Below are 24,804 nucleotides of genomic sequence, written 5' to 3' on the forward strand. Positions count from 1 at the left end.
CTGCTATCCGATCCTGTTCAAAGCGCTGGGCTCATGGAGCCGCAGGCTTAGAGCGGGGTGACGTTCTCCGCCTGCGGGCCCTTCGGACCCTGCGTCACGTCGAAGGAGACCGACTGGTTCTCCTCGAGTGAACGGAAACCGTTGGCGTTGATCGCGGAGTAGTGGACGAAGACGTCCGGTCCTCCGCCTTCCTGGGCGATGAAACCAAAGCCCTTTTCGGCGTTGAACCACTTCACGGTTCCGGTAGCCATAAGCCCTCCTTGGGCCCAAAGGGTTGCCCTGCTCCAGAACCTGCAAGGTGTAAACATCTGCGTGTAAACAACTGCATTCATCTGAAAACGACGAGAGCCCGCGGTCACATGCTCCGCAGGCTCTGTACTGCAAGGGAAACCAAACTGCAACTTGCGGCGAGCTTAGCTACCCGGGCAGCTGAAAGCAATAGAGGGCAAGATCACGTCACCCGGAGGTTTGACCAGCGCGGGGTCTGGGTTGACGTCGCAGTGGATCAGTGTCTGTCACAGGGGTTGACACGAGGGGTCCGGGTGGTTTCGAAACCACTCGGGGACCCGAAGCCTGCACCGTACCCCACTGGGGCTAGCCTCGCGATGTGGACAATTCTCGCAACCGGCCGCGCGTCGGCCACATCCAGTTCCTGAACTGCCTGCCCCTCTACTGGGGGCTCGCGAGAACAGGCACGCTCCTCGACTTCGAGCTCACCAAGGACACCCCCGAGAAGCTCAGCGAGAAGCTGGTGCAGGGCGACCTCGACATCGGGCCCATCACGCTCGTCGAGTTCCTCAAGCACTCCGACGAGCTGGTCGCCTTCCCCGACATCGCGGTCGGCTGCGACGGCCCGGTGATGTCCTGCGTGATCGTCTCGCAGGTCCCCCTCGACCAGTTGGACGGCGCCCGCGTCGCCCTCGGCTCGACCTCTCGCACGTCGGTCCGCCTCGCCCAGCTCCTGCTGGCCGAGCAGGTCGGCGTCGAGCCGTCGTACTACACCTGCCCGCCCGACCTCTCGCTGATGATGCAGGAGGCCGACGCCGCCGTACTCATCGGGGACGCGGCGCTGCGCGCCAATCTGACCGAGGGCCCCAAGCTGGGCCTGCAGGTCCACGACCTCGGCGCCATGTGGAAGGAGTGGACGGGCCTGCCGTTCGTCTTCGCCGTCTGGGCGGCCCGCCGCGACTACCTGGAGCGCGAACCGGCCGTCACCCGCAAGGTCCACGAGGCGTTCCTGGCGTCCAGGGACCTGTCCCTGGACGAGGTCGGCAAGGTCGCCGAGCAGGCTGCCCGCTGGGAGGCCTTCGACGAGAAGGTCCTGGAGCAGTACTTCACGACCCTCGACTTCCGCTTCGGCGGCCCGCAGTTGGCGGCCGTGCGGGAGTTCGCCCGCCGGGTCGGCTCGACCACCGGGTTCCCGTCGGACGTCAGCGTGCGGCTGCTGGAGTCCTGAGGCCCGGGACACCTCGTACGGCACTACTCTGCTGAGCAGTGCGTGCGGTACGTACGGGGGAGGGTTGAGCTGTGAGCGCCATGCAGCCGCTGGGAGTTGACGAACCCACGGTCGTGGGGCCCTACCGGCTGCTCGGCCGGCTGGGCTCCGGCGGCATGGGGCGCGTGTATCTGGGCCGGAGCGCGGGCGGCCGTACGGTCGCGGTCAAGATCGTGCACCCGCACTTCGCGCTCGACGAGGAGTTCCGCGCCCGTTTCCGCCGCGAGGTCGAGGCCGCGCGGCGGGTGGGCGGCGCGTGGACGGCGCCGGTCCTGGACGCGGACCCGGAGGCGCCGGTGCCGTGGGTCGCGACCGGGTACGCGGCCGGTCCCTCGCTGGCGGCCGCCGTCGCGGACGCCGGCGCGCTGCCGCTCCATTCCGTACGAGTCCTCGGCGCCGGCCTCGCCGAAGCGCTCTCGGCGGTCCACGCGCTGGGCCTCGTCCACCGGGACGTCAAGCCCTCCAACGTCCTGCTGACCCTCGACGGCCCCCTGCTCATCGACTTCGGCATCGCACGCGCCACGGACGGCACGGCGTCACTGACCTCGACCGGCGTCTCCGTCGGTTCCCCCGGCTACATGTCACCCGAGCAGATCCTCGGCAAGACGGTCGCGGGCCCCGCGGACATCTTCTCGCTGGGCGCGCTCCTGGTGTACGCGGCGACCGGCGAGCCGCCCTTCCCCGGCGACTCCTCCGCCTCCCTTCTCTACAAGGTGGTCCACGAGGAACCCCGACTCGGCTCGCTGGAGGGCGAGTTGCGGCAACTGGTCGCGGAGTGCCTCGCGAAGGACCCGGGCGCGCGGCCGGCTCCCGATGACGTGGCCCGGCGCCTCGCCCCGGAGGGAGCGGCCCGGCTGGTGGCGGCGGGGTGGCTGCCGGGGCCGATGGTGGAGCAGGTCAGCCGGAGCGTGGTGGGGTTGCTGAACTTGGAGGCGGGGGAGGCGGGGCTGCCTTCCGGGCCGGTGGAGTTCAGTAACCCTTCGGTGGGGATCAACGGTCCTTCCGTGGGCGGGGAGTTCGGCCCGCCGCCGGTCATGACGCCACCTGCTCCCGTGCACCTACCGGATCAGCGCGATCCGCGCGATGCCACGCCTCCGCCCGCCGAACGTCCCGGCAAGCTCTCCGTCAGCGTGGCCGCCACCTCCGCGACCGGCATGAACGGCCGTGGCCGCAGGCTCAGTTGCACGGTCGCCCTGGCGGTCGCGGGGGCGCTGGCGGCGGTGACGGTGGGCTCGGTGTTCCTGTTCGACCTGATGCCGGGCGGGGACAAGTCGAACGGCCCGAGCGACACCTCGGCAGCGGACTCCGGCTACGCGACACCGAGCGCGTCAGCCACCGGGGAACAGTCCATCCCCGCCTCCTACCTCGGCACCTGGGAGGGCGACGGCCTGGCCCTCAACGGCACCCTCCCCATGGGCACCATCCGCGTCACCGTCCACCAGGCCGCCGTGGGCAAGGAGTTGGGCACCTTCCGCCAGACCGACCAGATCGGCGGCATCTGCGACGACGTACTCATCCTGAAACAGGTGACACCCAAGCAGCTCATCGCCACGAGCATCGCCGACGAGTCCAACCGCGACGTGTGCACGACGGGCGAACACGAGGTACGGCTGACTCCCGTCGGCGACGACCTCAAGTACGAGACGGACAACGCGGAGGCGGGGGATCCGGTGGCTCGGATGTCGAAGGTCAAGTAGCGGACGCGGTCTTGGTGCCGGCGGCGCGGCGCCGCTTGTCGTAGGCGGCGTAGGCCGTGAAGAGCAGCGCCGAGCCGACGAGGGTCGCGGCCAGGCCCACGAGGGAGACGTACGGGTAACGGCCGCTGATCCAGCAGTACTCGGTGGAGGAACAGCTTCCACTACTGCGGCGCGTGGGGTGCCAGGTCTGCATCGCAATGGCCGAGACGAGGACCGCGAGAGCCGCGCCCGGCAGCGAGAGCGCGATCCACCGCAGGGAACGAACCCTGCTCCGCTTCCAGTTCACCCGGGCCAGCGGAATGCCGAAGAGCGGCAGCGAGACGGGGAGCAGCAGTCCCGCCGTGACGGCGAAGCCGTAGCCGCCGCCCGGCCAGTCCGGAGCCACCTCGCGCCACAGGTCGCCGGCCCACGCGAGCGGGCCCAGGATCAGGGCGACGATGATGCCAAGGGCGATGAGAAGGACGAGGCAGGCGAAACCGACGGCGCGGGTGCGTTTCCAGTTGCGCCCCGGCAGCGCAGGCCTGCCGCCGCCGGAACCGCCGTATCCGAGGGCGGGTGCGGCCGCCCGTCGTCGCTTCGGCCTCGCCGATCCGCTCACCGTTCCCGCCCTCCTCGTCCGCCGCCCCATCCGTCACTCCTGTGTCCGCGACAGCGAACGCTGCCATCGCCGCGACCGTCCCGCCGTATGACGGTGATCGTCACATCGGCGTGGTGACCGTGATGTGCTCCCCGCTGCCGAGGTGCAGCATCCCCTTCCCGGGTGCGATGGGACCGCCGACCATGCTCCGCGTTGTGCGGATACCGATCAGATCGCCCGCGGACGAGTCCTGCGGCGAAAGCAGGATTCCGCGGCGGGCCTTCTTCGCGTCGACCTGCCAGCCGGAGAACCCGTCGCAGATCTCCTCCTCGTCACCGGCGATGACGAGGGCGAGACCGTCCTCGACGCCGCTTTGAAGGATCTTCTTGAAGACGTCCTCCGCGTCGCAGTCGTCCAGCACTTCGGCGTCGTCGACCAGGACGGCGATGGGCTGCTCCGGTGTCGCCGAGGCGATGGCCTCCTCGAGGTCGTCGTCCTCGATGTCGCGTCCCGTGAAGACCTTCAGGACACCTTCCTGGCCCTCCAGTTCACGCAGGGGCGACTGGCGTGGCGCCGCGACGACCAGGCGCACGCCCTGCCCGAGATAGGAGCGCGCGAAGTTCAACAGCACTGTGCTGCGACCGGACTTGGCGGGACCGCCGATCACGAAGGCCGGAACCCCCTCGGCGAGGTCGGGACCGAAAGCGGTGAGCTCGTCGCCGCCGACGCCCACGAGGGCCCACAGCGGGGACGTGCTCGTCTCCGTGTCACGCATCCCCCAGGCGTCCGCGAAGGAGATCCGGCTCGGCAGGACGTCGACCCTGAACGGACGGCGGGAACGCGGGACGGCCGTGTCACGGGCCGCCGCGGCTTCGCCGATGGCGATCAGCGCGGCGGCCTGGCCCTGACCGGTCGTGTCCTCGGAGAGCAGGGCGAACTGTGTCTCCGTCGCCGTCTCGTTCCTGAAGGCCCGGCCCGGGGGGATCTCCTCGGGAACCTTGCGGGAGTTGATGTCCAGCATCGAGAAGTCGCCCCGGTCGGCAAGGCGCAGGCCGTACTTGTCCTCGGTCAGCGAGCCGATCCGCCCGGCCAGGATCTGCCGGTCGCCCGTGATCACCACATGGATGCCGACGCTCGCGCCCTCGCGCATCATGGCCATGAGCTGGTCGGTCAGGTCGCCGTGGTCGTACTCGCCGAGCGTGGGCAGCCAGCCTTCCCAGCGGTCGAGCAACAGCACGATGTGCGGCAGCCGCTCGTCCTCGGTCGCCGCGGCCCGCTGCTCGCCGATGTCGGCGTACCCCCGGTCGGCGAACAGGTCCTGGCGGCGGGTGAGTTCACCCTTCAGCCGGGCGAAGAGCCGGACGACCCGCTCCAGTTGGTTGCGTCCGACGACCGCTCCGCAGTGCGGCAGACGGGTCAGCGCGTTGAGGGCGCCGTTGCCGCAGTCGATCCCATAGAGATGGACATCGGCCACCGAGTGCGTACGGGCCAGTGAACCGGCGATCGTCCGCAGCAGCTGCGAGCGGCCCGTCCGCGGCGCGCCGCCGACGAGCAGGTGCCCGAACGTCGCGAAGTCCACGGCCACCGGGCGGCGGTCCTGGGCGGCCGGCAGGTCCTCGACGCCGTACGGGGCAGCGGGCAGCGAACCCGCGCTGCGGACCGGCGGGATGGCGTCGAGCAGGAGGGTCTCCTCCAGAGCGGGCAGCCACGGGCTGTGCTGTGCCGGAATCCCCAGCGCCTGATTGGCCTCCTGTACGGCGTCCACCAGGACCTTGAGGTCGGTGATCTCCTCTTCCTCGCGCGCCTCGGCCTTCGGCTTCACCAGCGTGGCGCGTCCGAGGTCCTCCCACTGAAGGGGGCCGGCCCACGGCGCGAGCGCTTGCGGGTCGGCCGCCCCGGGCCGGCGCCCGCCGACGCGGCCGGACTGGAACGGGACGAGGGAGGCATGTCCCAGGCGCACATACGCGCGACCGGGTGTGCTCTTGGAGATGTGACCGGCCTCTGGCGAGTCGATGACGTCGCTGGATTCGCTGCCGTCGGTCACGCGCAGGGCGATACGCAGGTTGGTGTTGGCCCGGATCTCGGGGGAGACGACACCGCTGGGCCGCTGGGTGGCGAGCAGCAGATGGATACCGAGCGAACGGCCCCGCTGGGCGATGTTGACGAGACCGGTGACGAAGTCGGGCAGGTCACGCACCATCGAGGCGAACTCGTCGATGACGATGAGGAGTCGGGGGACCGGTGGGTGCGAGGGATCCCTGCGTACCAGGTCCTGGTAGTCCTCGATGTCCTTGGCGTCGGCGGCGGCGAGGATGTGCTCGCGCCGCTTCAGCTCGGCGCCGAGCGATTCAAGGGCCCGCTCGACGAGGTGGGCGTCGAGGTCGGTCACCATGCCCACGGTGTGCGGGAGCTTCACGCAGTCCTTGAACGCCGAGCCGCCCTTGTAGTCGACGAGGACGAAGGTCATGTTCTCGGGGGTGTTGGCGACGGCGAGCGCGGCCACGATGGTCTGCAGCAACTCCGACTTACCGGAACCGGTCGTACCCGCGATCAGACCGTGCGGCCCGTCGCGCCGGATGTCGATGCCGAAGGCACCGTCGTACGACTCACCGACGACGGCCATCGTCGACTGCCCGCCCATGCGCCAGCGGGCGGCGATCGCGTCCCGCGTCGGCGGCTCCAGCTGGAGGACGTCGAGCAGCCGGCTGGAGCCCGGCAGCGCGGAGTCCTCGGTCTCGCCGCTGATGTCGCGCAGCGGAGAAAGCGAGCGGGCCAGCCGCGCGCACCAGGCGGGTGAGACGAAGTCGGGCCGTACGTCGCTCATGCGGCGATGGCCGCTCTGCTCGACCCGCAGTCGCAGTTCGGGAGCCTTCTCCGTGCCCTGGGAGGCGTTCTCGGCCGTCTGGTGCCAGGCGTGGAAGGACGGGAACCCGCCGGCGGAGGGGGCGGCCGGGGCCGCGAACCCGCCGGCCTGGCCGGGGGCCTCCTCGGTCCGCCGGGGCTCGGCGACGACCACGGCCTGGCACTCTCCGGGCAGGAACCGTTCCTCCTCGTCCAGGCAGATGGCGTACATGGCGACGGCCGGTCCCTCACGCAGCAGTCGTACGACACCCGGCATCGAACGCAGGCGACGGGACCCGTCCCATACGACCACGATGTCGGCGTCACTGAGGGAGGCACCGGCGCCTCCGGACTCCTTCATGGCCTTCTGCCGTGCGTCCAGCAACTGCGTCAGTTCACCGACCCGGGCGCCCACGGTCTCGGCGTCCGTGCCGATCAGGACATTGGCGTCCTGGCCGCCCGACGGACGCGCGTGCGGCAGCCAGCGCGTCCAGTCCCAGCGGCTGTGCGCCTCGTTCTCGGTCAGCACGTAGAACTGCACATCCATGGGGCTGTGCAGTACCGCGGCCTGGGCGACGACCCAACGCCCCAGCGCATGCGCCGAGTCGCCGGGCCCGGCGATGCCGATGACACCGAGATCCTTGAGCGGCAGCGCCACCGGCGCGTCCTCGATGTCCCAGGTGACCTGGCGCTTGTGGTCGTCCTGCTCCGGGTCGTCGAGGACGACCACCGACTGGACACGGCCGGTGCCGACCCGCAACAGCAGATGGTCGGCGTCGGTGCGCCGCCGCTCCCACAGCCGGGTACGAGGACCGGTGCCGAAGTTCAGTACGGCGGCGGGGTCGGGGATCGCCTGACGCCGGTCCAGCCGCTCGGTGCGCAGAGCGTCCTGGGCGTCCTTCTCGATCCGCTCCTTGTGCTCCTTGTACTCCTTCATCTGCTTCGCATGCGACTTGCGGCCGTGCTTCTTGTCGTTGAAGTAGTTGCCGAAGAGCATGATCGGGCTCAACCCGGCCATGATCAGGTAGTACCAGCGCTGGAAGATCATGGCCGCGACCACGGCGCCGACCAGCGGGAACAGTGCCATGAGCCAGGGCAGCGGCCGCGCTTCGAACTCTCCGGGCGGCGAGGGCAGCCGGAAGTGGGTCTGACGCTCGGCCGGACGCAGCCGCGGGGGCCGGTTGTAGTCGAGGCCGGCGCCGTCGTCGGACCACTTCAGCGCCGCGTTCGGCGGGGTGTAACCGACGATTTCCAGAAGGGTGTTGCCGAGGGCGAGCTGTGAGCCGAGGGGCCAGGAGTCGCCGTCGAGTTCCTCGCCGTCGAGGCGGACGCCCTGCTTCTCGTCCTTGTCTCCGTGGTTGTCCCCGTGCAGGGTGATTTGGCAGGTTCCGTCGATTGCGATCGACAACGTGGCCGCCCGCGCGGCCAGTTCCGGATCGTCGACGCGCAAGGGCGCGGCCTGGCCGCTGCCGATGTCGTACCGTCCGACTCCGAGCCGGTGCACGGCACCTGCCGCGGGACCGCCCACCACCCGCAGTTCCACCACTCCGGTCGGCTCCCCGAGCAGGCAGCCGGCCGGATCGTGGAGGCTGACGACGGCTCCCTCCCGCAGCGGCGACCCGACGACGGTCGCGCTCGGGTCCAGGGCGTATCCGTCGACGAACGCCTGCGCTATCCCGCCACCGGCGGTTCGCTGGGCCCCGATCGGGATGATCTGCGCACTGTCGCCCAGACCGACATGCCGCGCCAACTCCCGGGTGATGTCACCGACCGTCGACTCAGGATCGGCATCGAGCACCACATCGGCACTGGCACCGCCGATGGGGTCGACGACGGTCAGACTCAGGCGCACGTTCGTCCTCCTCGCTGGGCAGAGGCCGCCCCCGGAACGCTGAACACAGTGAAAGCGACCTTAGCCGCCCCTTCCTTCCCCGTAGCAACGGGATGTGCGCCCGCTCACGATCCTGTTACGGAACAGCCATGTGACCCCACCAGACCCACCCGTAGGATCTTTGCTCGTGCGGACAGTCGGCGGATGGCCGGGCGATCCGCACAACGCAGCCACGGGGGCAGGCCCTGCGGCGATCTGAACGGGAGGGAGCCGTCATGGGCAAGAAGGATGCAGATCTCACATATGCCGAGATGGAGAAGGAGGCCGGCAAGCTTCTGAAGGACATGGACCGTCTGCACACGGAACTCGACACCATCGACGACCGCATCAAGACGCTCGTGGACAACGGCGGCTACACGACCCAGAAGGGTTCGTCGGCTTTCGAGGAGTCCTTCAAGGACTTCACCAAGGGTGCGAAGAAGGCCATGGAGGGACTTGAGGGCATGTCCAAGTTCCTCACCTCGGCCAAGCAGGCCTACGAGGACCTGGACGACCAGCTGGCGCGGAGCGCCAAGGGCTGACGCGGGATCGCGGGCCAAGAGGGGTGCGGCGGGCGTGTGTTGCGTCCCGTCGCACCCTTCGGGTCAGGCCTCGCGACGGCTGAAGTTGTCGGCCTGGGGGTGGCGCATCAGGTACTTGTGGAGATCGCTCCGCCACTCCTCCGTGGTCAGGCTCAGCCAGGATCCGTCCAGGAAGCGGATGCGCAGCTTGTTGCTCTCGTACGTGCCGAGGGGGTCCTCGACGACCGCCTCTCCTGCCGGAATCTCGGCGACGACGCGCATGCGGTCCTCCCTGCGGATGGACACCCTCTTGGGCGGAGCCGCGAGCAGGATGCGGCCTTCCGCGAGCAGTACGAACCGTTGGTGGTGGGAGGAATGGCCGTACCAGTGCAGCAGGAATTGGCCGGCTGCCCCGTTCCAGTCGCCGTCGAAGGGCTTGTCGAGGCCGTGTTCGACGATGGCCTCGTCGCGCCGCTTGGCGTCGAGGTCGTGGGCGCGGGCGCGCTCACGCTCGTCCTTCGTCGACAGAAGGCGCTTGAGCGCCTCCTCCCCCGACGCAAGGAGGCTGAACAGCATGGCGATGGGCATCAGCGGTGCGACGAGTACGGCGCCCAGCATGCCCAGGGGCCGCAGGAAAGCCGGTCGCAACGGACCTGCTCCGGCGGCCCGGTGAACGTCCGCGGGAGGCTCGGGAATTTTGCTGATCGTGCACCAGGCTCCGGCGTCCGGCGTGACGCCGAGGCGGTTGCGTATGGTGCGGTCGGTGCTCCTGGACAACCCGTCTCACCTTCCTCGCTGTCTGCGGGGCCAAGTCGTGCAGCAGTGTCTCATGTTCATGATGGGGGAATTTTTCAGTGGCTGACAAAACCGCGTACGACCTCGACCTGATCAAGGAATGTTCGCGAAACCTTGGCACCATCCACCGCGAGTTCGAGAATCACGGGAATCCCGCGGACGGCTATAACGACGCTCTGGGACACGGCGACCTGAAGGATGCCTTCGACGACTTCGGCAGTACGTGGAAGAAGACGCGCAAGAAACTGATGAAGGAGATCCAGAAGCTGGCCGAGTACACCGGTGCCGCGGCCGAGAAGTACGAGGAGATAGATCACGAACTGGCGATGGCCATTGCCGGGGCCAAGGGGGGCAAGAAGTGAGCAGGCGATCCAGCGACTGGCCACCCCTGTGGGACGACGACCCCACTCCGGGCGATCCTGATGAAGTCGCCGAACTCGGGCGTAAACTGCGCAAAATGGCCGAGATGATCGATGAACAGGCCAGGACCATCAAGGCGTTGTCCTCGGTGGACGGCTGGGACAGCGATGCCGGCCGGGCCTTCAACGACCTGGCGGACGGTGCCGGAGACCGGCTGAAGAAGGCGTTCGAGCGGTACGACGAGGCAGCCAACGCACTCGGAACCAAAGTGGCCGCCGGCGAGTCGAAGGAATTCGCCGGCGAGATGCACCGGGCGCAGAAGAAGGCGGACAAGGCGCTGGCGGACTATCAGGAAGCCAAATCCGATCACGACCTCGCGGACCGGGAAGCGAAGAAGTTCACGGACAAGTATCCGGTTTCCCAGATTCCCGAGGCGGACAAGCCCGAGTACGAACGGTGGGACAAGAAGCGCGACGAAGCGCTGCTGCGGATCGGGCAGGCGCGCAAGGACGTGAAGGACGCCAGGGAGATCTTCGATGACGCCGGAGACCGCGCCGCCCGGCATATAAAGGACGTGGTGCACCATGACGCCGTCCGGGACCCGGGCGGGTTCATGAACTGGCTCGCCGACTGGGCCGACGCGTTCTCCAATCTCTCAGCGATCCTTTCGGTCCTCGCCGTGATCTGTGCGTTCGTTCCACCACTGCAGTTCCTGGTGCCCATCTTCGCGACGCTCGCGGTGCTCTCGAGCATGGCGGCGCTGGCCGGCCACGCCTACGACATGTCCGCTCGCGGCGGGAAGGTCAGCTGGCTGAAGCTGGGAACCGATGCTCTGGGCATCCTGCCCGGACTGGGGGCACTCAAGGGCTTCAGGGCACTGGTCGGGCTCAAGGGTGTCGCCAAGCTCGGGGCCTTCGGGAAGCTCGGTACCTTCGGCTCGTTCAGAGGCCTTGCCGCGATGGACGGAATCGGGCACAACTTCCTCAACGGTCTGAGCGTGGGCCTGACGAACAAGACATTGGCCGGGGGACTCAAGCTCGGCCAGAAGCTGGGGATTTCCGGCCTTCCGGAGAAGTTCGTCCCCATCGGCGGCAAGGAGATCACGGCCGCCATCAAGGGTACGGGCCTCGCGAGTGCTCTCCACCGGATGTTCAGCGGGGAGAACGGCGAGAAGACCGGCTATCAGGAACCGGCCGAACCCTCGCCGACGCCCGCCCCCACCCCCAGCCCCTCTCCCGGGCCTTCACCGACGCAGTTCCACGCTGCCTTGGCCGCCTAGATCCGCGCTACAGATACCAGTGAGACCTGAGAAAGGAGGGCGTTTCGCGTGACTGATTCTGATTCTGATTCTGATTCGGCCGAACTCGGAGAATGGGAATTCATCGGACGCAGAGGCGGCGATCCCGCGCGCCTCGTCCCCGCTGAAGTGATCGCCGCGGTTCCCGACGCGAAGAACCTGGCGGAGGCGGCGAACCAGGAGCTTCGTTTCGACTTCCTTGACGACAGGGCTGTGTTGAGAATGCTTCGGCTTCGGCACGGCGACGAGGAGGCGATGTTCAACGCGGGGTTCAAGACCGGTGTTCCACTCGCGATCATCGGCTTCGGCGCGGCGGTGTATTGGGGCGGGGTGGCTCAGTACTGGGAATCGAGTACTGCCCGGACCGTCTATCTCACCGCGGCGGCGGTCGTTGTCCTGGTTCTGCTGGCCCTCTTCGTACGCACCGCTGTCGCTCACTGGGGAGATCCGGCTCGACAGAACCTCCGAGCCCGAGCCCGGAAATACCGCGAGGTGGCACATGTCGCCCGCAGAGGCGGTGCGGACATTCCCGCCCACTATCCGCACTACGGCCCGTACCCGTTCGCGGCCAATTTCCACCCCGACGCAGATGAAGCAGAATTTACTGATGGTGAAGGCCGAGCGTGACTGCGACAACAGCTCAAGACAATCTCCGTGGCTCGGTCGGAGGCGACGGGATCGACGTCCGCTGGATCATGCCGGACGGGTTCTTCGAGATCCCCATGGACGTGGAGGACCTCGACGAGACCGCTGAGCAACTGATCGAGCTGGCCCGGAAGACACTGCCGGAAGCCGATTTCGAGGTTCAGCTGCAGTGGGCCGTCATGGTCGCCGCCAACTACGACTCCTTCGTGGAAGCGGGAGTTCAGTACGCGGGCTTCGTCATGGCCGAGGTGGACGGCACGCGTTGCACGGCCACGGTGAGCGTGAGCATGATCGACCTCGACGAGAGGGCGGGATCCAATCCCGCCGGTTTCATCGGCTCGACGATGCGACACCTCGGTATTGGGCAGGTCAGTGAGGTCGAACTCCCTTGCGGGCCCGCTGTTTCCTGCATAGGCAGCCGGAAAAGCAGCCTCGACGGAAGCCTCACGGCCTCGGGCGCGGCCGAGGACGTCTGGACGTCCTTCATCCAGGTCCAGATACCGCTGACCAACGAGACCGTCCTGGTTCTGGAAATGGGGACGCCGACTCCCGAAGGCTGGGACGGTTTCTCGTCCATGTTCGCCGGTGTGGTGAAGAGCGTCCGCCTGTTCAATGAAGCGGGTAAGCCGATCGTGATGCCGGGATGACGGCCGGGCCGGGCTCGTCGGCGCCTCCCAAGGACTACCAGTTGCTGGTTCCCCGGGACTGGTTCCGGATCGACCTCACGCAGGACCGGTGGCGCGGGCAGCTGAAGACCTTTGTGGACCGCCAGGCAGAGGGGAAGAATGTACCGGCGGAGGCGAAGCAGGAAGCCTGGGCCACTCTGCGCAACACCGCTGAAGCCGGTGTCAGGGGCGGCGCGTTGGAGTTCTTCCTGAGGCCGGAGCTGGACGACGGCAGCGTCATGCCCGCCTCGCTCATCGTGTCCCTGATCCCCCGGACCGGACCCGTGACACCCCAGGACCTCCTGGAGTCGTTCGAGGCGAAGGAACAGCAGAAGGGGCGCGCCGCCAAAGTATCGGCAGTGGGCCTCCCGGCAGGCGAAACCGTACTCATCCTCACGTCGACCAGCATGGATCTGTACGTCCACATGCCCGGAGCTGTCGGCTACCTGGCCCTCGCGTTCGAGGTACCCGTAACCGGGATCACGGGCCCCATGTATCGGCTCTGTACCTCGATTGCGGAATCACTGCGCTGGGTCGTGTGAGTCCGTGCCCTCACGGGCGCAGCACCTGCCGAGTCATGAGGAGAGAACTCTGTGGATGACTATCATGCTCTGGATTTCGGGCAGTTCGTCGATGACCAGGGGACCGCTCGCGAGATGGTCCCCTCGTCGGTCATTGCCGTCGTCCCCGCAGCCAAAGCAGCGGCCGAACGCTTCGGGAGCGAGGTCCGCTTGGACTTCCTGGACGACCGGGCCGTGCACTGGATGTTGTTCCAACGCCGAGAAGAGACTGCGAAGGCCGGCCTCCAGGGTTGCCTGCTCGCCATTCCGGTCTTCATTCTTGGCTTCGGCGCCTGGCCGTTCTGGGATTTGGTCGCTTCCCAGAGGTCCCAGCAGTTCCAGATCGCCTTCATCGTTGTGGACGCACTGCTGCTCTCCGTAGTCTCTGCGCTGCTCTTCCTGTGGAGACTGCGCGATCTACGCGACAAGGCCTTGCGGAATACGCGCTGTCGAGCCCGCCTCTATCGAAAGATCATCGGCATCGCTCGCCAAGGCGGTGCTGACATCCCACGCCTTTACCCGTACTACGGGATGTACGCCACCTCCCGAAAGTTCTTCCCCGAGGCTCCTGACCGCCCCATTCCCCAACGGGATCAGGCTCCGTGATGGCCGAGCTCGAAGTGTCGGCATTCGTCGTTCTGAAGCCGGTCAGTTGTGCCGCGGAGCGGTCTACGTCCCGGCCGCGATGTCGGCCAGCCACAGGCTCCTCGCGAAGCCGTCCACCTCGTCGAGGTGAGCGGCCAGCCAGCCTGGATCATCGGCCACAGTGCGCATGGACAGATCGACGCCGAACTCCTCGGAACGCCAGGCGAAGTTGAGCGACATCATCAGCGCGCCTTCGCGGGACCCCCAGTAGCGCAGGGATCGCAGCCCCTCTCCCAGGCGTTTCGTCGTGAACGTGTCCACCTCGACCGGACGCACCGGGCTCTCCTGGTCGGCTTGCACCGCCGCGCGGAGCTGCGCCGTGCGATCGCCCTCGATGGGCACGGTGAGGGCGTAGAAGGCCAGTGGGATACGGCGCGGATCGGGTGCGTAGAGAAAGACCTGGTGGGCCGGGACACGGCCGGGGATGCCCTCGGCCAGCATGTCCAGGCGCGTCGCCAGCGCCCGGATCTCGCGCCGTTTCGGGCGCTTCTCGCGCAGGCGCCAGAGCATGTCGGCGCATTTCCGCGCCCACTCCTGCCGCTCGTTGACACTGTCCCACCTCAGCGGCATGAGCAGCCACTCTGCGGGGTCCGAATCCGTCTCCAGGAAGATCACTAGTAGCTCCAGCGGAATGTGGTCATCACGGCGTCGAAGAGTTCCACCAGGACATCGGCGAACTCGCTGCTGGGGTCCCCGTCGGCGATGGTGCTGAAGCAGACGGTCACCCACTGCGCGACCTGACTCCCGGGAACGGGAAGTACGTAGTCGATACGGCGTGAGGCGTGCTCGACCTCCCGATCCGGGTCGGCCGCGACGACCTTGTCCACGCGGACACCGTCGGCATCGTCGACGGTCACGGGTTCGCTGCCGGCGCCGTCAGCCAGGAGTTGGGCCATGACTTCACCGCTGGCGACGTTCGCTCGTGGGCCGGTGAGGGCCTCCGAGACGACGATCGAGGCGGCGACGAGCGTGCCGTGGATCCGCTCCACCGGGAGGTAGAGCGTCAGCCCGTCTGCCTTGCGCGCTTGCTGGACACCCTTGTTGAGCCGTTTGATCAGCTCCAGGCGCGCCTTGATGACGTCGTCCTTCGGGATCTCCTCCGACAACTGGTCCACGCTGCGGTCGACGATCCGCCGTACCGCCTCGGCCGTGCCATCCCGCAGGGGGATCATGTCCCAGCCGGGCGGGGGGACGAGCCGGTATCCGGTCGGCATCCGGGACGACCGGGGGTTCGTGCTCGGAGCCGGGCTCGGTCCTGGAATCGTATGTACGTCGTCGGAGAGGTCAGGCACTTCGGAACCTTTCCGCGATCGCGGAGCCGGCCACCAACAGCGGGGTGACGAAGGCGCCGAAGACAGCCGGCCAGAAGCCGGTCACGACCGCCGGCAGGACGAGGACGCAGGAGACGGCAAGGGCGTGGGTGAGGCCTGCCGGCCGACGGCTGTGCCATGGATGCCGGGTGAAGATCCACAGCACGCCGAGAATGCCCGCGGACACCACCGCCCGCTCCGTCCAGAGCCAGACTGGGACGAAGGAACGCGGGGTCACGATGGCCAGGAGGAAGTACACGACGATGAACACCTGCGGAACGATGACGCAAAGGCGTGCCGCCGCCACGACTCCACCGCCGAGACGGGTCACCACCGGGGAGTCTGCCAGCGATCGGTTGGTGGACATCAGTTCATGACTTTCGTTCGTCGAGTGATGTGCTGTCTGACCATTGCGCGGCTCACCAGTGTGTGTCGACGGGCGGCATCCACGTGTTCGCCTTCCAGTCGTTGTACGTCTCGCTGAACGGCTTGTCCGGCGTGCCGAACTCCTCGTGCGCGGCGGCGATGGCGTCGCTCTGACCCAAGGCCTTGTCGATGAAATCGGCGCCGGTTCCGATGTACGCGCCCGCGAGGGAGAGACCGTATCCCGCGCCCGCGCCGACGCGTGTGGCCGACGAGACCGCCTCGGGGAAGGTGCTGGCGTTCTTGGTGATATTGGCGTAGATGCTCGCGGCCTCGTCGTCGCCGAGGTTCGCGGCCTTGGCGAGCTTGCTGACCTGCTGGTCCACCGAGACGCGGCCGGCGTCGTTGAGGAGCTTCTTTCGCATGAACGTCCGCAGCTCGCGTGCGAAGGCCTTGGTCGCGTCGTCCGAGGTGGTGGCGATGGTCCGGCCGAGCTCGTCCATGACGCGCGAGTGGGCGCGGACACCGGCCTTGAGCTTGCTGACGCGCGAGACCGCCGCGGCTGCCTTGGAGGCCGAGTTCGCCCCCTTGAGCATGGAGACGCCGACGCGTCCCATACCCATGGTGAGCAGGCCGATGGAGTCCATGGCGACATCCATCCAGCTGGCGTCGCCGGAGGCCACGAGGAGCAGTCTGGTGCCGACCACGATCAACCCCGCGACCAGCAGGAAGACGGCGATGTTGAGACCGGGGATGAACATGGCGATGACCCCAACGATCGTCGCGATCCAGCCCAGGACGTCGATGACGACCTTGATCCAGTCGGCGTTCTCGTGCACCCAGCCCTTGATGTCGTCCCACCAGCTGTCCTCGATGACGTCGTCGAGCTGGTCTCGGATCTTCTTCGCGTGGTGGCGGGCGCGGTCGTCGCGGTCGCCCTTGATGCGGTCGAGCCGGTCGCGGAAGTCGCGCAGCGGATCGCCCTCGGTGCCGTCTTCGGAAGCCTTGGGTGATTTCCCGTCCCCGGATTCCTTCTTGGCCTTCTCCGCGTCGACTTCGTCCTGCTTCTGCTTGGCCTTGCGCAGGACGTCGTCGGCCTGGGTCTGGAAGTCCTCCAGGTCGTTGGCCCAGTTGGTGAGGTGCCCGTGGACGCGTTCGTAGCGGCCCGCGACCTCGCGCAGGTGCTTCTCGAGCGTGCCGGACTCATCCCTCAGCTTCTCGGCGTACTTTCCCTTGAGCTCGTTGTCATCGCCGATTCCGCGCAGCATCCGGGCCTGTTCGCGGAGCGACGTCGCGACACCCGTCATGTGCTTGACCTCGTCGCGGATCTCGTCGGGATCCCCGGGCACGGGGTCGGATTCCGCGAGCGGATGCCAGTCTCTTGGCCTGGTCTTGGAGGATGCGGCCACTTGTTCTACGTCTCCCCGTTGCTGTGCTCGCAGGCCCGGGACGGTGTGGGTACTTCCGTCTTCCTGTCGGGCCCGGCCGGCCTGCGTACCGGACGGCGAGAACTCACGATGGAGGCTCGCCGGTGGATGGGCAAGAGCTTACTTCTTCATGTCTTTCCCGCCTTCGCGAAGGCCCTTGGCCAAGTCGGCGTCCAGACCTTCGAACGAGTCAATGGTGGATTTGACCAGCTTCCCGACCGTGTCGATGCTCTCCAGCATCTTCGCCCGGTAGTCGTCCCAGTTGTCCACGAACTTGTCCATGGCGTCGGTGATTTCACTGCTGCCCCAGTAAGGGCGCATGTCGTCGGTGTGATTCCCGAGGTTCGTGAATTCCTTCTTGAGGCTCTTGAGCCGTGACTCGGAATCCACGAGCAGGTCGACGTTGACTTTGAGGTCTGAATCGTTCGCCATGGTGGTACGTCCCCCCGTGATGCGAGCTGCTCGGGCTCAGCGGTTGATGGACTGGATTTCCTGGACGGTGACGTTCTGCTCGTTGCCGAAGGTTCCGTCGGGCAGTGCCGTGGGGTTCGGGTTGCCGGTGCCCACCCAGGTGATCTCCCAGGTGATGGTGGCCTGGAGCTTGTATGTGCCGTCACCTGAGGACCGGAGGTACTTGATGCCGCAAGGTGGTGTCTGGTCGGCCTTGCCCTTGGTGTAGGGCTCGCCGATCGAACCGTCGTCGTTGAACGTGCACTCGCCGGAGGCGGGGTAGGTCTCGGCGTCTACCGTTCCCGGCTCCAGCTTGAGGGACACAGGCTTGGCGGTAGTAGTGGCCTGGATGTTCACCCCGCCGGCATTGAGCGACGCGGTGACGGAGACTTCCTTGAACTGGGCCTGGTCGAGCCAGGCCCAGGTCGGGAGGTTCACCTTGGTGACGGTTTCCGGGGCGAGAGTGACCTCGGTGTCGGGCACCTTGATCCGGTTGTACGCGAGTTGGGCGAGGATCTCAGGAGTCACCGCATTTTCCACGTCCGGGGTCTCGCCGTTCTCGACCCAGAACGTGGCTGTGTCGCATGCGAATGCGGCTGGATCGCCCGCCTCTTCGCGATCCTTGTCCCTGACCGCATCCCACCACATGCCCTTGCCCGTCTCGGACTCGTTGAAGTCCTCGTACGGTTGGCCGTTCTTGTAGTGATCCTGGGCGAGGTTGTACGCCTCTCCCACACCACTGGCGTGCGGGATGTCCCACTCTTTCTGGAATTCCGTGGCGAACTCGGCAGGCGTCCACTTGGGCTCGTACCAACAAGCGGGAGGGGTCCAGTTACTTGCGGGGGTGACGGTTCCAGTGCTTTTTCCTGAGCCGTTCTTCGACTCGTCGAACTGGATGACGCTCGCGTAGATGCTTTGTTGCTCGGTGCCACCGGAAGGGTCTGCGGGGACTTCCCCTGCGGTGTCTCCGCCCCCTCCTCCACGCCCACCTCCGGCGAATGCGGGCGGAATCGTGGCGAGTAGCACGGCTGTTGAGGCTGCGATTGCCGTGATGCCTCGACGCACTACTGGCACTGGGAAGCACCTCGCTTCGAGATGAGGTCGGTCGTCTGCCAGATGCCCTTCGCGTCCTTCTTGAGGCGCGTGTTGTAGAAGACCACGTAGTCGTCCGGGTCTGAAACCGCACCTGACGTTTTGCCGGTCTTGAGGTTCTTGTTGAACGACTTCGACTCATCGGAGCAGTACGTCAGAGTCGCGACGTTCTTCTCCAACGAGGTGATCTCGCGGTCGTAGTAGCGAACCTTGCCGGTCCACGTGATTCCGTCGTCGTAGAAGCCTTGGACCCAGACAGCTGCGTCCCTCGCGGCGTCGTCCGCCAGGTAGGTGCCGAAGGAGGGCTTCTGAAGGCTGCGGGTGTAGATGGCCTCGTCCATGGCGGAGACGGCCTGTGTGTTGTCGTAGAGGATGGCGTCCTTCACCGCGTCGCCGGTCTTCCCGCCCTCGAAGACGTTCTCCATGTCCTCGGCAAGCGTGATCTTCGGGCGTTCCGCTGTGTCCGACGCGCTCGCGCTCGGCGAAGCCGACTCCTCCGCACCGCCCTGATCGGCTCCGGCGATCTTGTCGCTGTCGCTGGACTTGTCGTCCTCGCCGCCACACGCGGTCAGCAGCAGGGCTGCGGTCGTGGCGAGCGCGGCAGCAACGGGCAAAGAACGGCGCTTCAAGGTGGACTCCCCGTGAGACAAATGTTCAGTCAAGTCAGTCAAGGCTAATGACGGTATCGGTGGGGCTGGCGGTTTCGCCAGGTCGAACTGCCCACAGGGCGTGGTCGATTGTGAATGTACTGGAGTAAAACGGTCAGGTGATGTGTCCTGATCGTGTTGCGCGGTGACGCGCCTCGCCCCGGACGCGTGTGTAGCGTCCGGGGGCAGGCGCGTCCGTCTCGCTTCGCGGGAGCTATCGGGTCGTGCGGCACCGGAGGCAGGCGCAGGGCGGGAAGGCGGCCGTCTGTGGTGTCGGGTCGATGCGGCTCCCCGTCCAGGTCCGGACCTCGCCGCGGTCTTCGCTGGCCGCCCCCTCAGCGGTGACCCTGTAGACGCGGATGGTCATCCGGGACGGTCTTGGGGCCGCTTCGAGGAGTTCCAGGATGTCCGTCAAGGGCGGATAGTGCGCCGCGCACTCCGGGCACGCGTACACGTTGAAACCGGGACCGGTGGCGGCGTGGACTTCATGGACCAGGACGGGGTCCTCGGTGGTGCGCTCGCAGCGTGTGCACATGCGGACGGGTCGACGCGCGGCGGGGTCGGTCATCGGGTGGCTCCCACGGGGATGCCGTGGATGTGGTCCGGGCCGATGTCGATGCCGAGGGTTGCGAGGTAGAGGGCGCGGCGGCGTTCGCGTTGGCGGCGGCGTTCGTCCGGTGTGAGGACATAGGGGCGTACGAGATGTGACGTGCCGCCGTCGAGCAGTTCGGTGAAGCGGGGCGGAGGTGGGGCGATCCGTAGTGCGGGGAGGGTTCCGGCGCGGTGACGGCCGCGGGGCTGGGGCATGCAGGTGCTCAGCACCCACGCCAGGAATCGGACGGTAAGGTCCAGCATGTTGACGCTCCTTCGAAGCGTTGGCCACGCCCCGGGACGGTTGCCTCCGTCGCCGGGGTCTTTTGGTGACAGGCACGCTACAGGGTGCAGCTGGGAGGTGTATAGCGGTTAGGCGCACTCCATTGAGCCGTAGAGCTAGATGGTGTCGTACGTTGTTCGATATGACGCCAGAGTCCGGTCAGTCACCTATCGACCCGAACAAGATCGCGTACGTCTACATGCAGATGGCCGATCACATTGCCGAACGCGTCGCCAGGGGTGAACTTCGGCCCGGTGCTCGGCTGCCGGGGGAGCGTGATCTCGCGGCAGAGTACGGAGTCGCGCACCTGACCGCCCGCCGCGCCACCCGCGAACTGCGCGACCGTGGCCTGGTCGTCACGCTCCCGTCGAAGGGCACCTTCATCGCGCACCCGCAGGCGGACGATTCCGCGGATGCCGATCAGCGGTAACGGCAGGCGCGGCCCCTCTCCGAGGCGCCCGGTTCGTACTGTTGGCGGGTTCGCATGGAGATGGCGCAGGCGAGGCATGCGGATGCTGTGAAGTCCTGTGGATGAAACGTTCCTGGCTGGGCTTTGGCGTGACGCGGCGCTTTAGCCTGGCGGATCACTCGGGGGAACACGTCTACCAGGAGTTTCTTTGCTGTACAGGAAGACCGCGCTGCGTTTCGCCGCGCCCGTTGCCGTACTCGCTCTCTCGCTGACCGCGTGCGGTGGCGGGGACGACGACGCGGACGCGAAGCCGAAGTCGGCGGCGGCCGAGGCATCCCCGTCTCCGTCCGAGGCGGCCTCCGGTGGCGAGCTCGGCACCGGTGAGAGCGCCACGGGGAAGGTCATGGAGGGCGACGCCGAGGTCACGTACGACATCACGGCGCAGAAGGTCGACCTCGGTACGGAGGCCGAGGCGCAGAAGCTGGTGCAGGACCCGGCGGAGGCCAAGGGGATGGTGCTCGCCGTCGCGCACGTGAAGTTCACGCACAAGGCCGGCGCGGCTCTCACGGATTCGTCCGATGCGAACGATGAAACCGAGATCTACGCCGACGGACAGCGCGGTGCGCTGCTGATCGGGGCCTCCGACGACGCGGCCGGCTGCGAGGACCCGTACGACATCGAGGGCTGGAAGCAGGGCGAGAGCCACGTCCTGTGCGAGTCCTACCTGATCCCCGCGAACGCGAAGTCGGTGGAGGTCCACTGGGCGGAGGAGGACGGCGAGCCGTATATCTGGACGTTCGCCGGAAAGTAGGCCTGCCGAGGCTGTCGCCGTACGTCTGCTGAACACGATCACCTGGCCCCGGACGCCCTTCACGGTGTCCGGGGCCAGGTGTCTCATGCCTGGCGAGGGGCTTGTGTCCTGGCCGGCCCGTCTGTTCAGGTCCGGACGCCGACGTGGTTGCCGGCATGGTTCTGAAGTGCCCGGCGTATACGCCGCGTATACTTGCCGCATGTCTGACGTCATGATCCGCGTCCCCGCCGATGTCCGCGACCAGCTCGCCGCCGTAGCCGAAGCGCGTGGCACCAGCCTTCGTGCTCTCATGCAGGAAATAGCCGCTCAGACGCTCACGCCGGACCAGATCAGGGAACGGGCCGATCGCACTCGTTCCCTTCTCGCCGAGCGGTTCGGGCATTACGTGACGGACGAGGAGTCCGCCGAGATGCGCCGCAAGATGCGTGAGGCCACCGCCGCGCACCGTGCCGCCCTCGCCGGGACGGAGTCGTCCAGTTGAGCGAGGCCGAGCACTATGTCCTGGATGCTCAGACTCTCCTCGCCATGGGTGGCAATAAGCAGGTTTCCGGTCTCATTCACGCGGCTGCGGCCAGCGGTGATGTGCGCCTGTGGGTGCCGGTCCTGTGTCTGCTGGAAGCGGAGCGCCAGCGTGCCGGGATTGTTGGCCATGTCGGTGTGCTGGTGGACGTGTTGCACCTGATCGACGATGACTACGCGATGGCTGTGACCATCGCCGAACTGTGTCGCGACGGCGTGTCCTTCGGTGTCGGTGCCGCTGTGCACGCCGCGCGGCCGAATCAGATGCTTCCCGAGGGAGCGCTCGTTGCCACCGTCGCGCCCGAGGCTTACGAGGGTCTCGGAGTCGGGGTCATGGACCTGAACCGCTGAGGAGCCGACCCGGGGAGCGGCGGGGAGGGGAAGCCGGGAGCGGCGAGGTGGGTCTCCGAGCAGCCGATGGCTCAGCTCACGCCGACCGAATGACTCCACCCGCGGAGCCCGGAGCGACGCCTCACCCCCGCCCCAAATGCCCCTCCATCACCCCGGCCAACCGCCCCAACGCCCCCATGACCCACTCCCGGTCCTCCCCGAGTCCCGCCAACAGCTCCACCTCCGCGGCCAGTTGCCGCGGGAACAGTCCGTCCACGGCTTCCTCGCCCGCCGGGGTGATGGTGACCAGGGCCGTGCGGCGGTCGGCGGGGTTGGGGGTGCGTTGGATGAAGCCGCGTTTCTCCAGTTTGGCGAGGGTCTTGCTGACACCTGCGCGGGAGAGGCCCATCGTCTGGGCGAGGCGGCGGGCGATGGCCGGTTCGGTGGCGTGGCGGAGTGGGATGAGCATGTCGACTTCCGGCGGGGTGAGCGGGGCGCCGTCGTAGAGGGGCTCGATGGCGCGGTCGAGCATCGCGGTGACGCGCTTGAGCAGCACGACGAGTTCCATCGGGGACGTGTCGAGGCCCGGGTTGTGTGCAGCCCACTGTGCGCGGACGTCGGTGGGTGAGAGTGACATGCGGATCGCCCTTTGTCGGCCAACAGCCGGAGATATTTGTTAACCAGTGAATCATTGGTTACCTTTAAGTCCATGGTAGCCCCATCCTCCGGTCACACCGCCGTCCCCCACGACCCTGTCACTGACACTCAGCCGTCCAAGCGCGCCGCCGCGCTCCTCGTCGCGGTCCTCGCGGCGCTCACCGCCGTCGCTCCCCTCGCCACCGACATGTACGTCCCCGGCTTCCCCTCGATGGGCGACTCGCTGGATGCGAGCAGTTCGGCCGTGCAGCTGACGATGACCGCGTTCCTGGCCGGTCTCGTGGTCGGGCAGTTGCTGATCGGCCCGATCAGCGACGGCCTCGGACGGCGCGGGCTCCTCATATCGGGCACCGCGGGCTTCGCCGTCTTCTCCCTCGCCTGCGCCGTCGCCCCGAACGTCACCGTCTTGACCGGCGCCCGCTTTCTGCAGGGTGTCGCGGGAGCGGCGGGCATGGTCCTGGCGCGGGCGGTGCTCACGGACCGCTTCCACGGCCCGGACATCCCGCGCTACTTCGCGCTGCTCTCGCAGATCCTCGGCGTGGCGCCGATCATCGGGCCGGTGCTCGGCGGCGCGATCCTCTCCGTATCCACCTGGCGTGCGGTGTTCGTCGCTCTCACCGTCATGGGCGGCGGGCTGCTGCTCGCCGTACTGCGGAAGGTGCCGGAGACGCTGCCGCCCGAGCGCCGGCACGGCGGAGGGGTCGCGAGCACCTTCCGTGCGATGGGGGAACTGCTCGGTCGCCGGACCTTCATGGGATACGTCCTTGTCCTGGCCCTCTGCTCGGCGGCGATGTTCGCGTACATCAGCGGATCGAGCTTCGTCTTCGAGAACCTGCACGGGGTCTCGTCGACGACGTACTCGCTGATCTTCGCCTCGAATGCCGTCGGCATGCTGATCGCCGGTGCCCTCTTCGCCAAGCTGGCGGCGCGCGGCGTACGCCTGAACACTCTCCTCACGGCGGGCGTCGGGACGGCCGCCTTCGGCACGCTCGCCCAGGTCGTCCTGGTCGCCACCGTCGGAGAGACCCTCGCGGGCACCTGGGCCACGCTGTTCGTGACCATGACCGGCATCGGCATGGTGTTCCCGTCGACGATGAGCCTCGGCCAGACCCTGGGCCGCGCTGCCTCCGGTGCGGCCTCCGCGCTCCTCGGCGGCCTGCAGTTCCTGTTCGGTGCCCTCGTCTCCCCGCTCGTCGGGCTGTTCGGCGAGGACAGCTCCCTGCCGATGGCGCTCATCATGCTGATCGCCGTTGCGGGGGCGGGAGTTGCGCTGGTGGGGATGGCGCGGCCTTGGGAAGGGCGGGGGGAGGCGGACGGCTCGGCGGGCGGGCACTGGGAGCAATGAGGACGCGGTGTGGGCTCGCGGGAGCAGTGCGGAGGGTTCGCTCGTACCAGGTCGTCGAGAGCCGGGGGCTCAGGCCGCGTGGCCCTCGAAACGGAACTCGGGCGTCGTACGCGGGTCGATCCGTGCACCCGATTCAAGGGCGGCGGCAAGTCGCTCGATCAACTCAAGAGTCGGATCGACACCGCTCTCCTCGATGGACTCGATGTCCTCCTCGGACATATCGGCCCGGCGAGCCAGCTCGGCCGTGCTCCAGCCCAGGGCGGAGCGTCGGTCGTAGACCGCCTGGGCGAAGTCCATCCGCCGTCCCGCGGCGCGATACTCAGGGTCTTCGCGGTGCTCGGGCGGGACCTTCCAGCTGGTGTGGTATCCGCTGCTCATCAGGCCTCCTCGGTTCCAGCCAGGCGCGCACCTCCGGCTCGACTTCGATCGTGTACGGGGCTGGTGGCTCCGGCATTCGCTGTTCCGTTCGCCTCAGGTGTCGTGGATCTTCACCGAAGTGGCATGAAGCGTCGGTTCGGCCCCTTTCCGTCGCAATTCACTGGATCGAGGCGACGGTCCAGCGCCTTTGCCGGCTCCGCGCCGAGGACAAGCGTGCACGTGGC

At 67.4% G+C, this 24,804-nt stretch carries 29 protein-coding genes; 14 read left to right on the plus strand and 15 right to left on the minus strand.

The features are described from left to right. Window positions 1-47: 47 nt before the first annotated feature. Entirely contained in the window at window positions 48-251 is a 204-nt protein-coding gene (locus OG219_RS27950; protein ID WP_037627265.1) for a cold-shock protein, read from the minus strand. Between the two features lie 356 nt (window positions 252-607). On the opposite strand from OG219_RS27950, the gene OG219_RS27955 reads away from it, so the two are divergent. Together OG219_RS27955 and OG219_RS27960 are read left to right on the plus strand one after the other, a co-directional pair. Then, on the plus strand, window positions 608-1,456 hold the full coding sequence (locus OG219_RS27955; RefSeq protein WP_266830975.1) for a menaquinone biosynthetic enzyme MqnA/MqnD family protein: 849 nt from the start codon (window positions 608-610) through the stop codon (window positions 1,454-1,456). An 80-nt stretch (window positions 1,457-1,536) separates the two neighbouring features. Then, window positions 1,537-3,192, plus strand: a complete 1,656-nt coding sequence (locus tag OG219_RS27960) for a serine/threonine-protein kinase (RefSeq protein WP_266836257.1) — start codon at window positions 1,537-1,539, stop codon at window positions 3,190-3,192. On the opposite strand, the gene OG219_RS27965 is transcribed toward OG219_RS27960, so the two are convergent. Beyond that, a complete protein-coding gene (locus tag OG219_RS27965) occupies window positions 3,185-3,790 on the minus strand; it encodes a hypothetical protein (protein ID WP_266830977.1) in 606 nt (201 codons plus the stop codon). The two genes, OG219_RS27960 and OG219_RS27965, sit on opposite strands and share 8 nt — an antisense overlap. 100 nt (window positions 3,791-3,890) lie before the next feature. After that, window positions 3,891-8,462, minus strand: coding sequence for an FtsK/SpoIIIE domain-containing protein (locus OG219_RS27970; protein WP_266830979.1), 4,572 nt, complete (start codon window positions 8,460-8,462; stop codon window positions 3,891-3,893). A 254-nt stretch (window positions 8,463-8,716) separates the two neighbouring features. Between OG219_RS27970 and OG219_RS27975 the strand changes: the two genes are divergently transcribed. Further along, entirely contained in the window at window positions 8,717-9,022 is a 306-nt protein-coding gene (locus tag OG219_RS27975; RefSeq protein WP_266456510.1) for a WXG100 family type VII secretion target, read from the plus strand. Between the two features lie 63 nt (window positions 9,023-9,085). Here OG219_RS27975 and OG219_RS27980 read toward each other — a convergent pair whose 3' ends face one another. After that, entirely contained in the window at window positions 9,086-9,778 is a 693-nt protein-coding gene (locus OG219_RS27980) for a hypothetical protein (RefSeq protein ID WP_266830982.1), read from the minus strand. A gap of 77 nt (window positions 9,779-9,855) precedes the next feature. Between OG219_RS27980 and OG219_RS27985 the strand changes: the two genes are divergently transcribed. Genes OG219_RS27985 through OG219_RS28010 form a run of 6 tightly spaced genes read left to right on the plus strand, consistent with a single transcriptional unit; the run spans window position 9,856 to window position 13,929 of the window. Next, a complete protein-coding gene (locus tag OG219_RS27985; RefSeq protein WP_266830984.1) occupies window positions 9,856-10,158 on the plus strand; it encodes a WXG100 family type VII secretion target in 303 nt (100 codons plus the stop codon). Next, the gene (locus OG219_RS27990) at window positions 10,155-11,435 is read left to right on the plus strand and encodes a putative T7SS-secreted protein (RefSeq protein ID WP_266830986.1); all 1,281 of its coding nucleotides are present in this window, start codon (window positions 10,155-10,157) and stop codon (window positions 11,433-11,435) included. Before OG219_RS27985 ends, OG219_RS27990 begins: the two co-directional genes overlap by 4 nt. Window positions 11,436-11,483: 48 nt before the next feature. Continuing rightward, window positions 11,484-12,080, plus strand: a complete 597-nt coding sequence (locus OG219_RS27995; protein ID WP_266830988.1) for a hypothetical protein — start codon at window positions 11,484-11,486, stop codon at window positions 12,078-12,080. Next, window positions 12,077-12,745 carry a hypothetical protein gene (locus OG219_RS28000; RefSeq protein ID WP_266830990.1) on the plus strand — a complete coding sequence of 223 codons (669 nt, stop codon included), beginning with the start codon at window positions 12,077-12,079 and terminating at the stop codon, window positions 12,743-12,745. The genes OG219_RS27995 and OG219_RS28000 overlap by 4 nt, the downstream gene beginning before the upstream one ends. After that, complete coding sequence (locus OG219_RS28005) at window positions 12,742-13,305, plus strand: hypothetical protein (RefSeq protein WP_266830992.1); 564 nt, start codon at window positions 12,742-12,744, stop codon at window positions 13,303-13,305. Before OG219_RS28000 ends, OG219_RS28005 begins: the two co-directional genes overlap by 4 nt. A gap of 51 nt (window positions 13,306-13,356) precedes the next feature. Further along, window positions 13,357-13,929: a hypothetical protein gene (locus OG219_RS28010; protein WP_266830994.1), complete on the plus strand. Its 573-nt coding sequence runs from the start codon at window positions 13,357-13,359 to the stop codon at window positions 13,927-13,929. Between the two features lie 63 nt (window positions 13,930-13,992). Here OG219_RS28010 and OG219_RS28015 read toward each other — a convergent pair whose 3' ends face one another. The 9 genes from OG219_RS28015 to OG219_RS28055 all read right to left on the minus strand — a co-directional run bounded on the left by OG219_RS28015 (window position 13,993) and on the right by OG219_RS28055 (window position 20,112). Then, window positions 13,993-14,583: a hypothetical protein gene (locus OG219_RS28015; RefSeq protein WP_266830996.1), complete on the minus strand. Its 591-nt coding sequence runs from the start codon at window positions 14,581-14,583 to the stop codon at window positions 13,993-13,995. Next, the gene (locus OG219_RS28020; protein WP_266830998.1) at window positions 14,583-15,182 is read right to left on the minus strand and encodes a hypothetical protein; all 600 of its coding nucleotides are present in this window, start codon (window positions 15,180-15,182) and stop codon (window positions 14,583-14,585) included. The genes OG219_RS28015 and OG219_RS28020 overlap by 1 nt, the downstream gene beginning before the upstream one ends. Before the next feature lie 70 nt (window positions 15,183-15,252). Then, complete coding sequence (locus tag OG219_RS28025) at window positions 15,253-15,645, minus strand: hypothetical protein (RefSeq protein ID WP_266831000.1); 393 nt, start codon at window positions 15,643-15,645, stop codon at window positions 15,253-15,255. Between the two features lie 52 nt (window positions 15,646-15,697). After that, window positions 15,698-17,050 (minus strand): putative T7SS-secreted protein, encoded by a 1,353-nt coding sequence (locus OG219_RS28030; RefSeq protein WP_266831002.1) that lies wholly within the window; start codon window positions 17,048-17,050, stop codon window positions 15,698-15,700. A gap of 138 nt (window positions 17,051-17,188) precedes the next feature. After that, the gene (locus tag OG219_RS28035; RefSeq protein WP_266831004.1) at window positions 17,189-17,500 is read right to left on the minus strand and encodes a hypothetical protein; all 312 of its coding nucleotides are present in this window, start codon (window positions 17,498-17,500) and stop codon (window positions 17,189-17,191) included. 36 nt (window positions 17,501-17,536) lie between these two features. After that, window positions 17,537-18,544 carry a hypothetical protein gene (locus OG219_RS28040; RefSeq protein ID WP_266831006.1) on the minus strand — a complete coding sequence of 336 codons (1,008 nt, stop codon included), beginning with the start codon at window positions 18,542-18,544 and terminating at the stop codon, window positions 17,537-17,539. A gap of 38 nt (window positions 18,545-18,582) precedes the next feature. Next, on the minus strand, window positions 18,583-19,239 hold the full coding sequence (locus OG219_RS28045) for a hypothetical protein (protein ID WP_266831008.1): 657 nt from the start codon (window positions 19,237-19,239) through the stop codon (window positions 18,583-18,585). A 232-nt stretch (window positions 19,240-19,471) separates the two neighbouring features. Then, on the minus strand, window positions 19,472-19,825 hold the full coding sequence (locus OG219_RS28050; RefSeq protein ID WP_266831010.1) for a hypothetical protein: 354 nt from the start codon (window positions 19,823-19,825) through the stop codon (window positions 19,472-19,474). Then, window positions 19,822-20,112, minus strand: a complete 291-nt coding sequence (locus OG219_RS28055) for a hypothetical protein (protein ID WP_266831012.1) — start codon at window positions 20,110-20,112, stop codon at window positions 19,822-19,824. The genes OG219_RS28050 and OG219_RS28055 overlap by 4 nt, the downstream gene beginning before the upstream one ends. Window positions 20,113-20,273: 161 nt before the next feature. On the opposite strand from OG219_RS28055, the gene OG219_RS28060 reads away from it, so the two are divergent. The 4 genes from OG219_RS28060 (at window position 20,274) to OG219_RS28075 (ending at window position 22,221) form a co-directional block, all read left to right on the plus strand. After that, a complete protein-coding gene (locus tag OG219_RS28060; protein ID WP_266831013.1) occupies window positions 20,274-20,561 on the plus strand; it encodes a GntR family transcriptional regulator in 288 nt (95 codons plus the stop codon). Between the two features lie 187 nt (window positions 20,562-20,748). Beyond that, window positions 20,749-21,351 carry a hypothetical protein gene (locus OG219_RS28065; protein WP_266831015.1) on the plus strand — a complete coding sequence of 201 codons (603 nt, stop codon included), beginning with the start codon at window positions 20,749-20,751 and terminating at the stop codon, window positions 21,349-21,351. A gap of 199 nt (window positions 21,352-21,550) precedes the next feature. Beyond that, window positions 21,551-21,832: a hypothetical protein gene (locus OG219_RS28070; protein WP_266831017.1), complete on the plus strand. Its 282-nt coding sequence runs from the start codon at window positions 21,551-21,553 to the stop codon at window positions 21,830-21,832. Then, the gene (locus OG219_RS28075; RefSeq protein WP_266831019.1) at window positions 21,829-22,221 is read left to right on the plus strand and encodes a hypothetical protein; all 393 of its coding nucleotides are present in this window, start codon (window positions 21,829-21,831) and stop codon (window positions 22,219-22,221) included. The genes OG219_RS28070 and OG219_RS28075 overlap by 4 nt, the downstream gene beginning before the upstream one ends. A gap of 121 nt (window positions 22,222-22,342) precedes the next feature. On the opposite strand, the gene OG219_RS28080 is transcribed toward OG219_RS28075, so the two are convergent. Next, complete coding sequence (locus tag OG219_RS28080; RefSeq protein ID WP_266831021.1) at window positions 22,343-22,837, minus strand: MarR family winged helix-turn-helix transcriptional regulator; 495 nt, start codon at window positions 22,835-22,837, stop codon at window positions 22,343-22,345. 72 nt (window positions 22,838-22,909) lie between these two features. On the opposite strand from OG219_RS28080, the gene OG219_RS28085 reads away from it, so the two are divergent. After that, complete coding sequence (locus tag OG219_RS28085) at window positions 22,910-24,202, plus strand: multidrug effflux MFS transporter (protein WP_266831023.1); 1,293 nt, start codon at window positions 22,910-22,912, stop codon at window positions 24,200-24,202. Between the two features lie 69 nt (window positions 24,203-24,271). Here the strand turns inward: OG219_RS28085 and OG219_RS28090 are convergent, their stop codons facing one another. After that, complete coding sequence (locus OG219_RS28090) at window positions 24,272-24,580, minus strand: helix-turn-helix domain-containing protein (protein WP_266456453.1); 309 nt, start codon at window positions 24,578-24,580, stop codon at window positions 24,272-24,274. Between the last annotated feature and the right edge of the window lie 224 nt (window positions 24,581-24,804).

Origin of the sequence: Streptomyces sp. NBC_00038 (genome assembly GCF_026343635.1) — a bacterium.
GTDB lineage: Bacteria > Actinomycetota > Actinomycetes > Streptomycetales > Streptomycetaceae > Streptomyces.

Bases quoted from the DNA above. Each gene is read 5' to 3' on its own strand.
- OG219_RS27960 (WP_266836257.1), top strand. From the start codon at position 1,537: ATGCAGCCGCTGGGAGTTGACGAACCCACGGTCGTGGGGCCCTACCGG.
- OG219_RS28025 (WP_266831000.1), bottom strand. From the start codon at position 15,645: ATGTCCACCAACCGATCGCTGGCAGACTCCCCGGTGGTGACCCGTCTC.
- OG219_RS28020 (WP_266830998.1), bottom strand. From the start codon at position 15,182: ATGCCGACCGGATACCGGCTCGTCCCCCCGCCCGGCTGGGACATGATC.
- OG219_RS28070 (WP_266831017.1), top strand. From the start codon at position 21,551: ATGTCTGACGTCATGATCCGCGTCCCCGCCGATGTCCGCGACCAGCTC.
- OG219_RS28035 (WP_266831004.1), bottom strand. From the start codon at position 17,500: ATGGCGAACGATTCAGACCTCAAAGTCAACGTCGACCTGCTCGTGGAT.
- OG219_RS28060 (WP_266831013.1), top strand. From the start codon at position 20,274: ATGACGCCAGAGTCCGGTCAGTCACCTATCGACCCGAACAAGATCGCG.
- OG219_RS28005 (WP_266830992.1), top strand. From the start codon at position 12,742: ATGACGGCCGGGCCGGGCTCGTCGGCGCCTCCCAAGGACTACCAGTTG.
- OG219_RS28055 (WP_266831012.1), bottom strand. From the start codon at position 20,112: ATGCTGGACCTTACCGTCCGATTCCTGGCGTGGGTGCTGAGCACCTGC.
- OG219_RS28090 (WP_266456453.1), bottom strand. From the start codon at position 24,580: ATGAGCAGCGGATACCACACCAGCTGGAAGGTCCCGCCCGAGCACCGC.
- OG219_RS27975 (WP_266456510.1), top strand. From the start codon at position 8,717: ATGGGCAAGAAGGATGCAGATCTCACATATGCCGAGATGGAGAAGGAG.
- OG219_RS27950 (WP_037627265.1), bottom strand. From the start codon at position 251: ATGGCTACCGGAACCGTGAAGTGGTTCAACGCCGAAAAGGGCTTTGGT.
- OG219_RS28085 (WP_266831023.1), top strand. From the start codon at position 22,910: ATGGTAGCCCCATCCTCCGGTCACACCGCCGTCCCCCACGACCCTGTC.
- OG219_RS28080 (WP_266831021.1), bottom strand. From the start codon at position 22,837: ATGTCACTCTCACCCACCGACGTCCGCGCACAGTGGGCTGCACACAAC.
- OG219_RS28050 (WP_266831010.1), bottom strand. From the start codon at position 19,825: ATGACCGACCCCGCCGCGCGTCGACCCGTCCGCATGTGCACACGCTGC.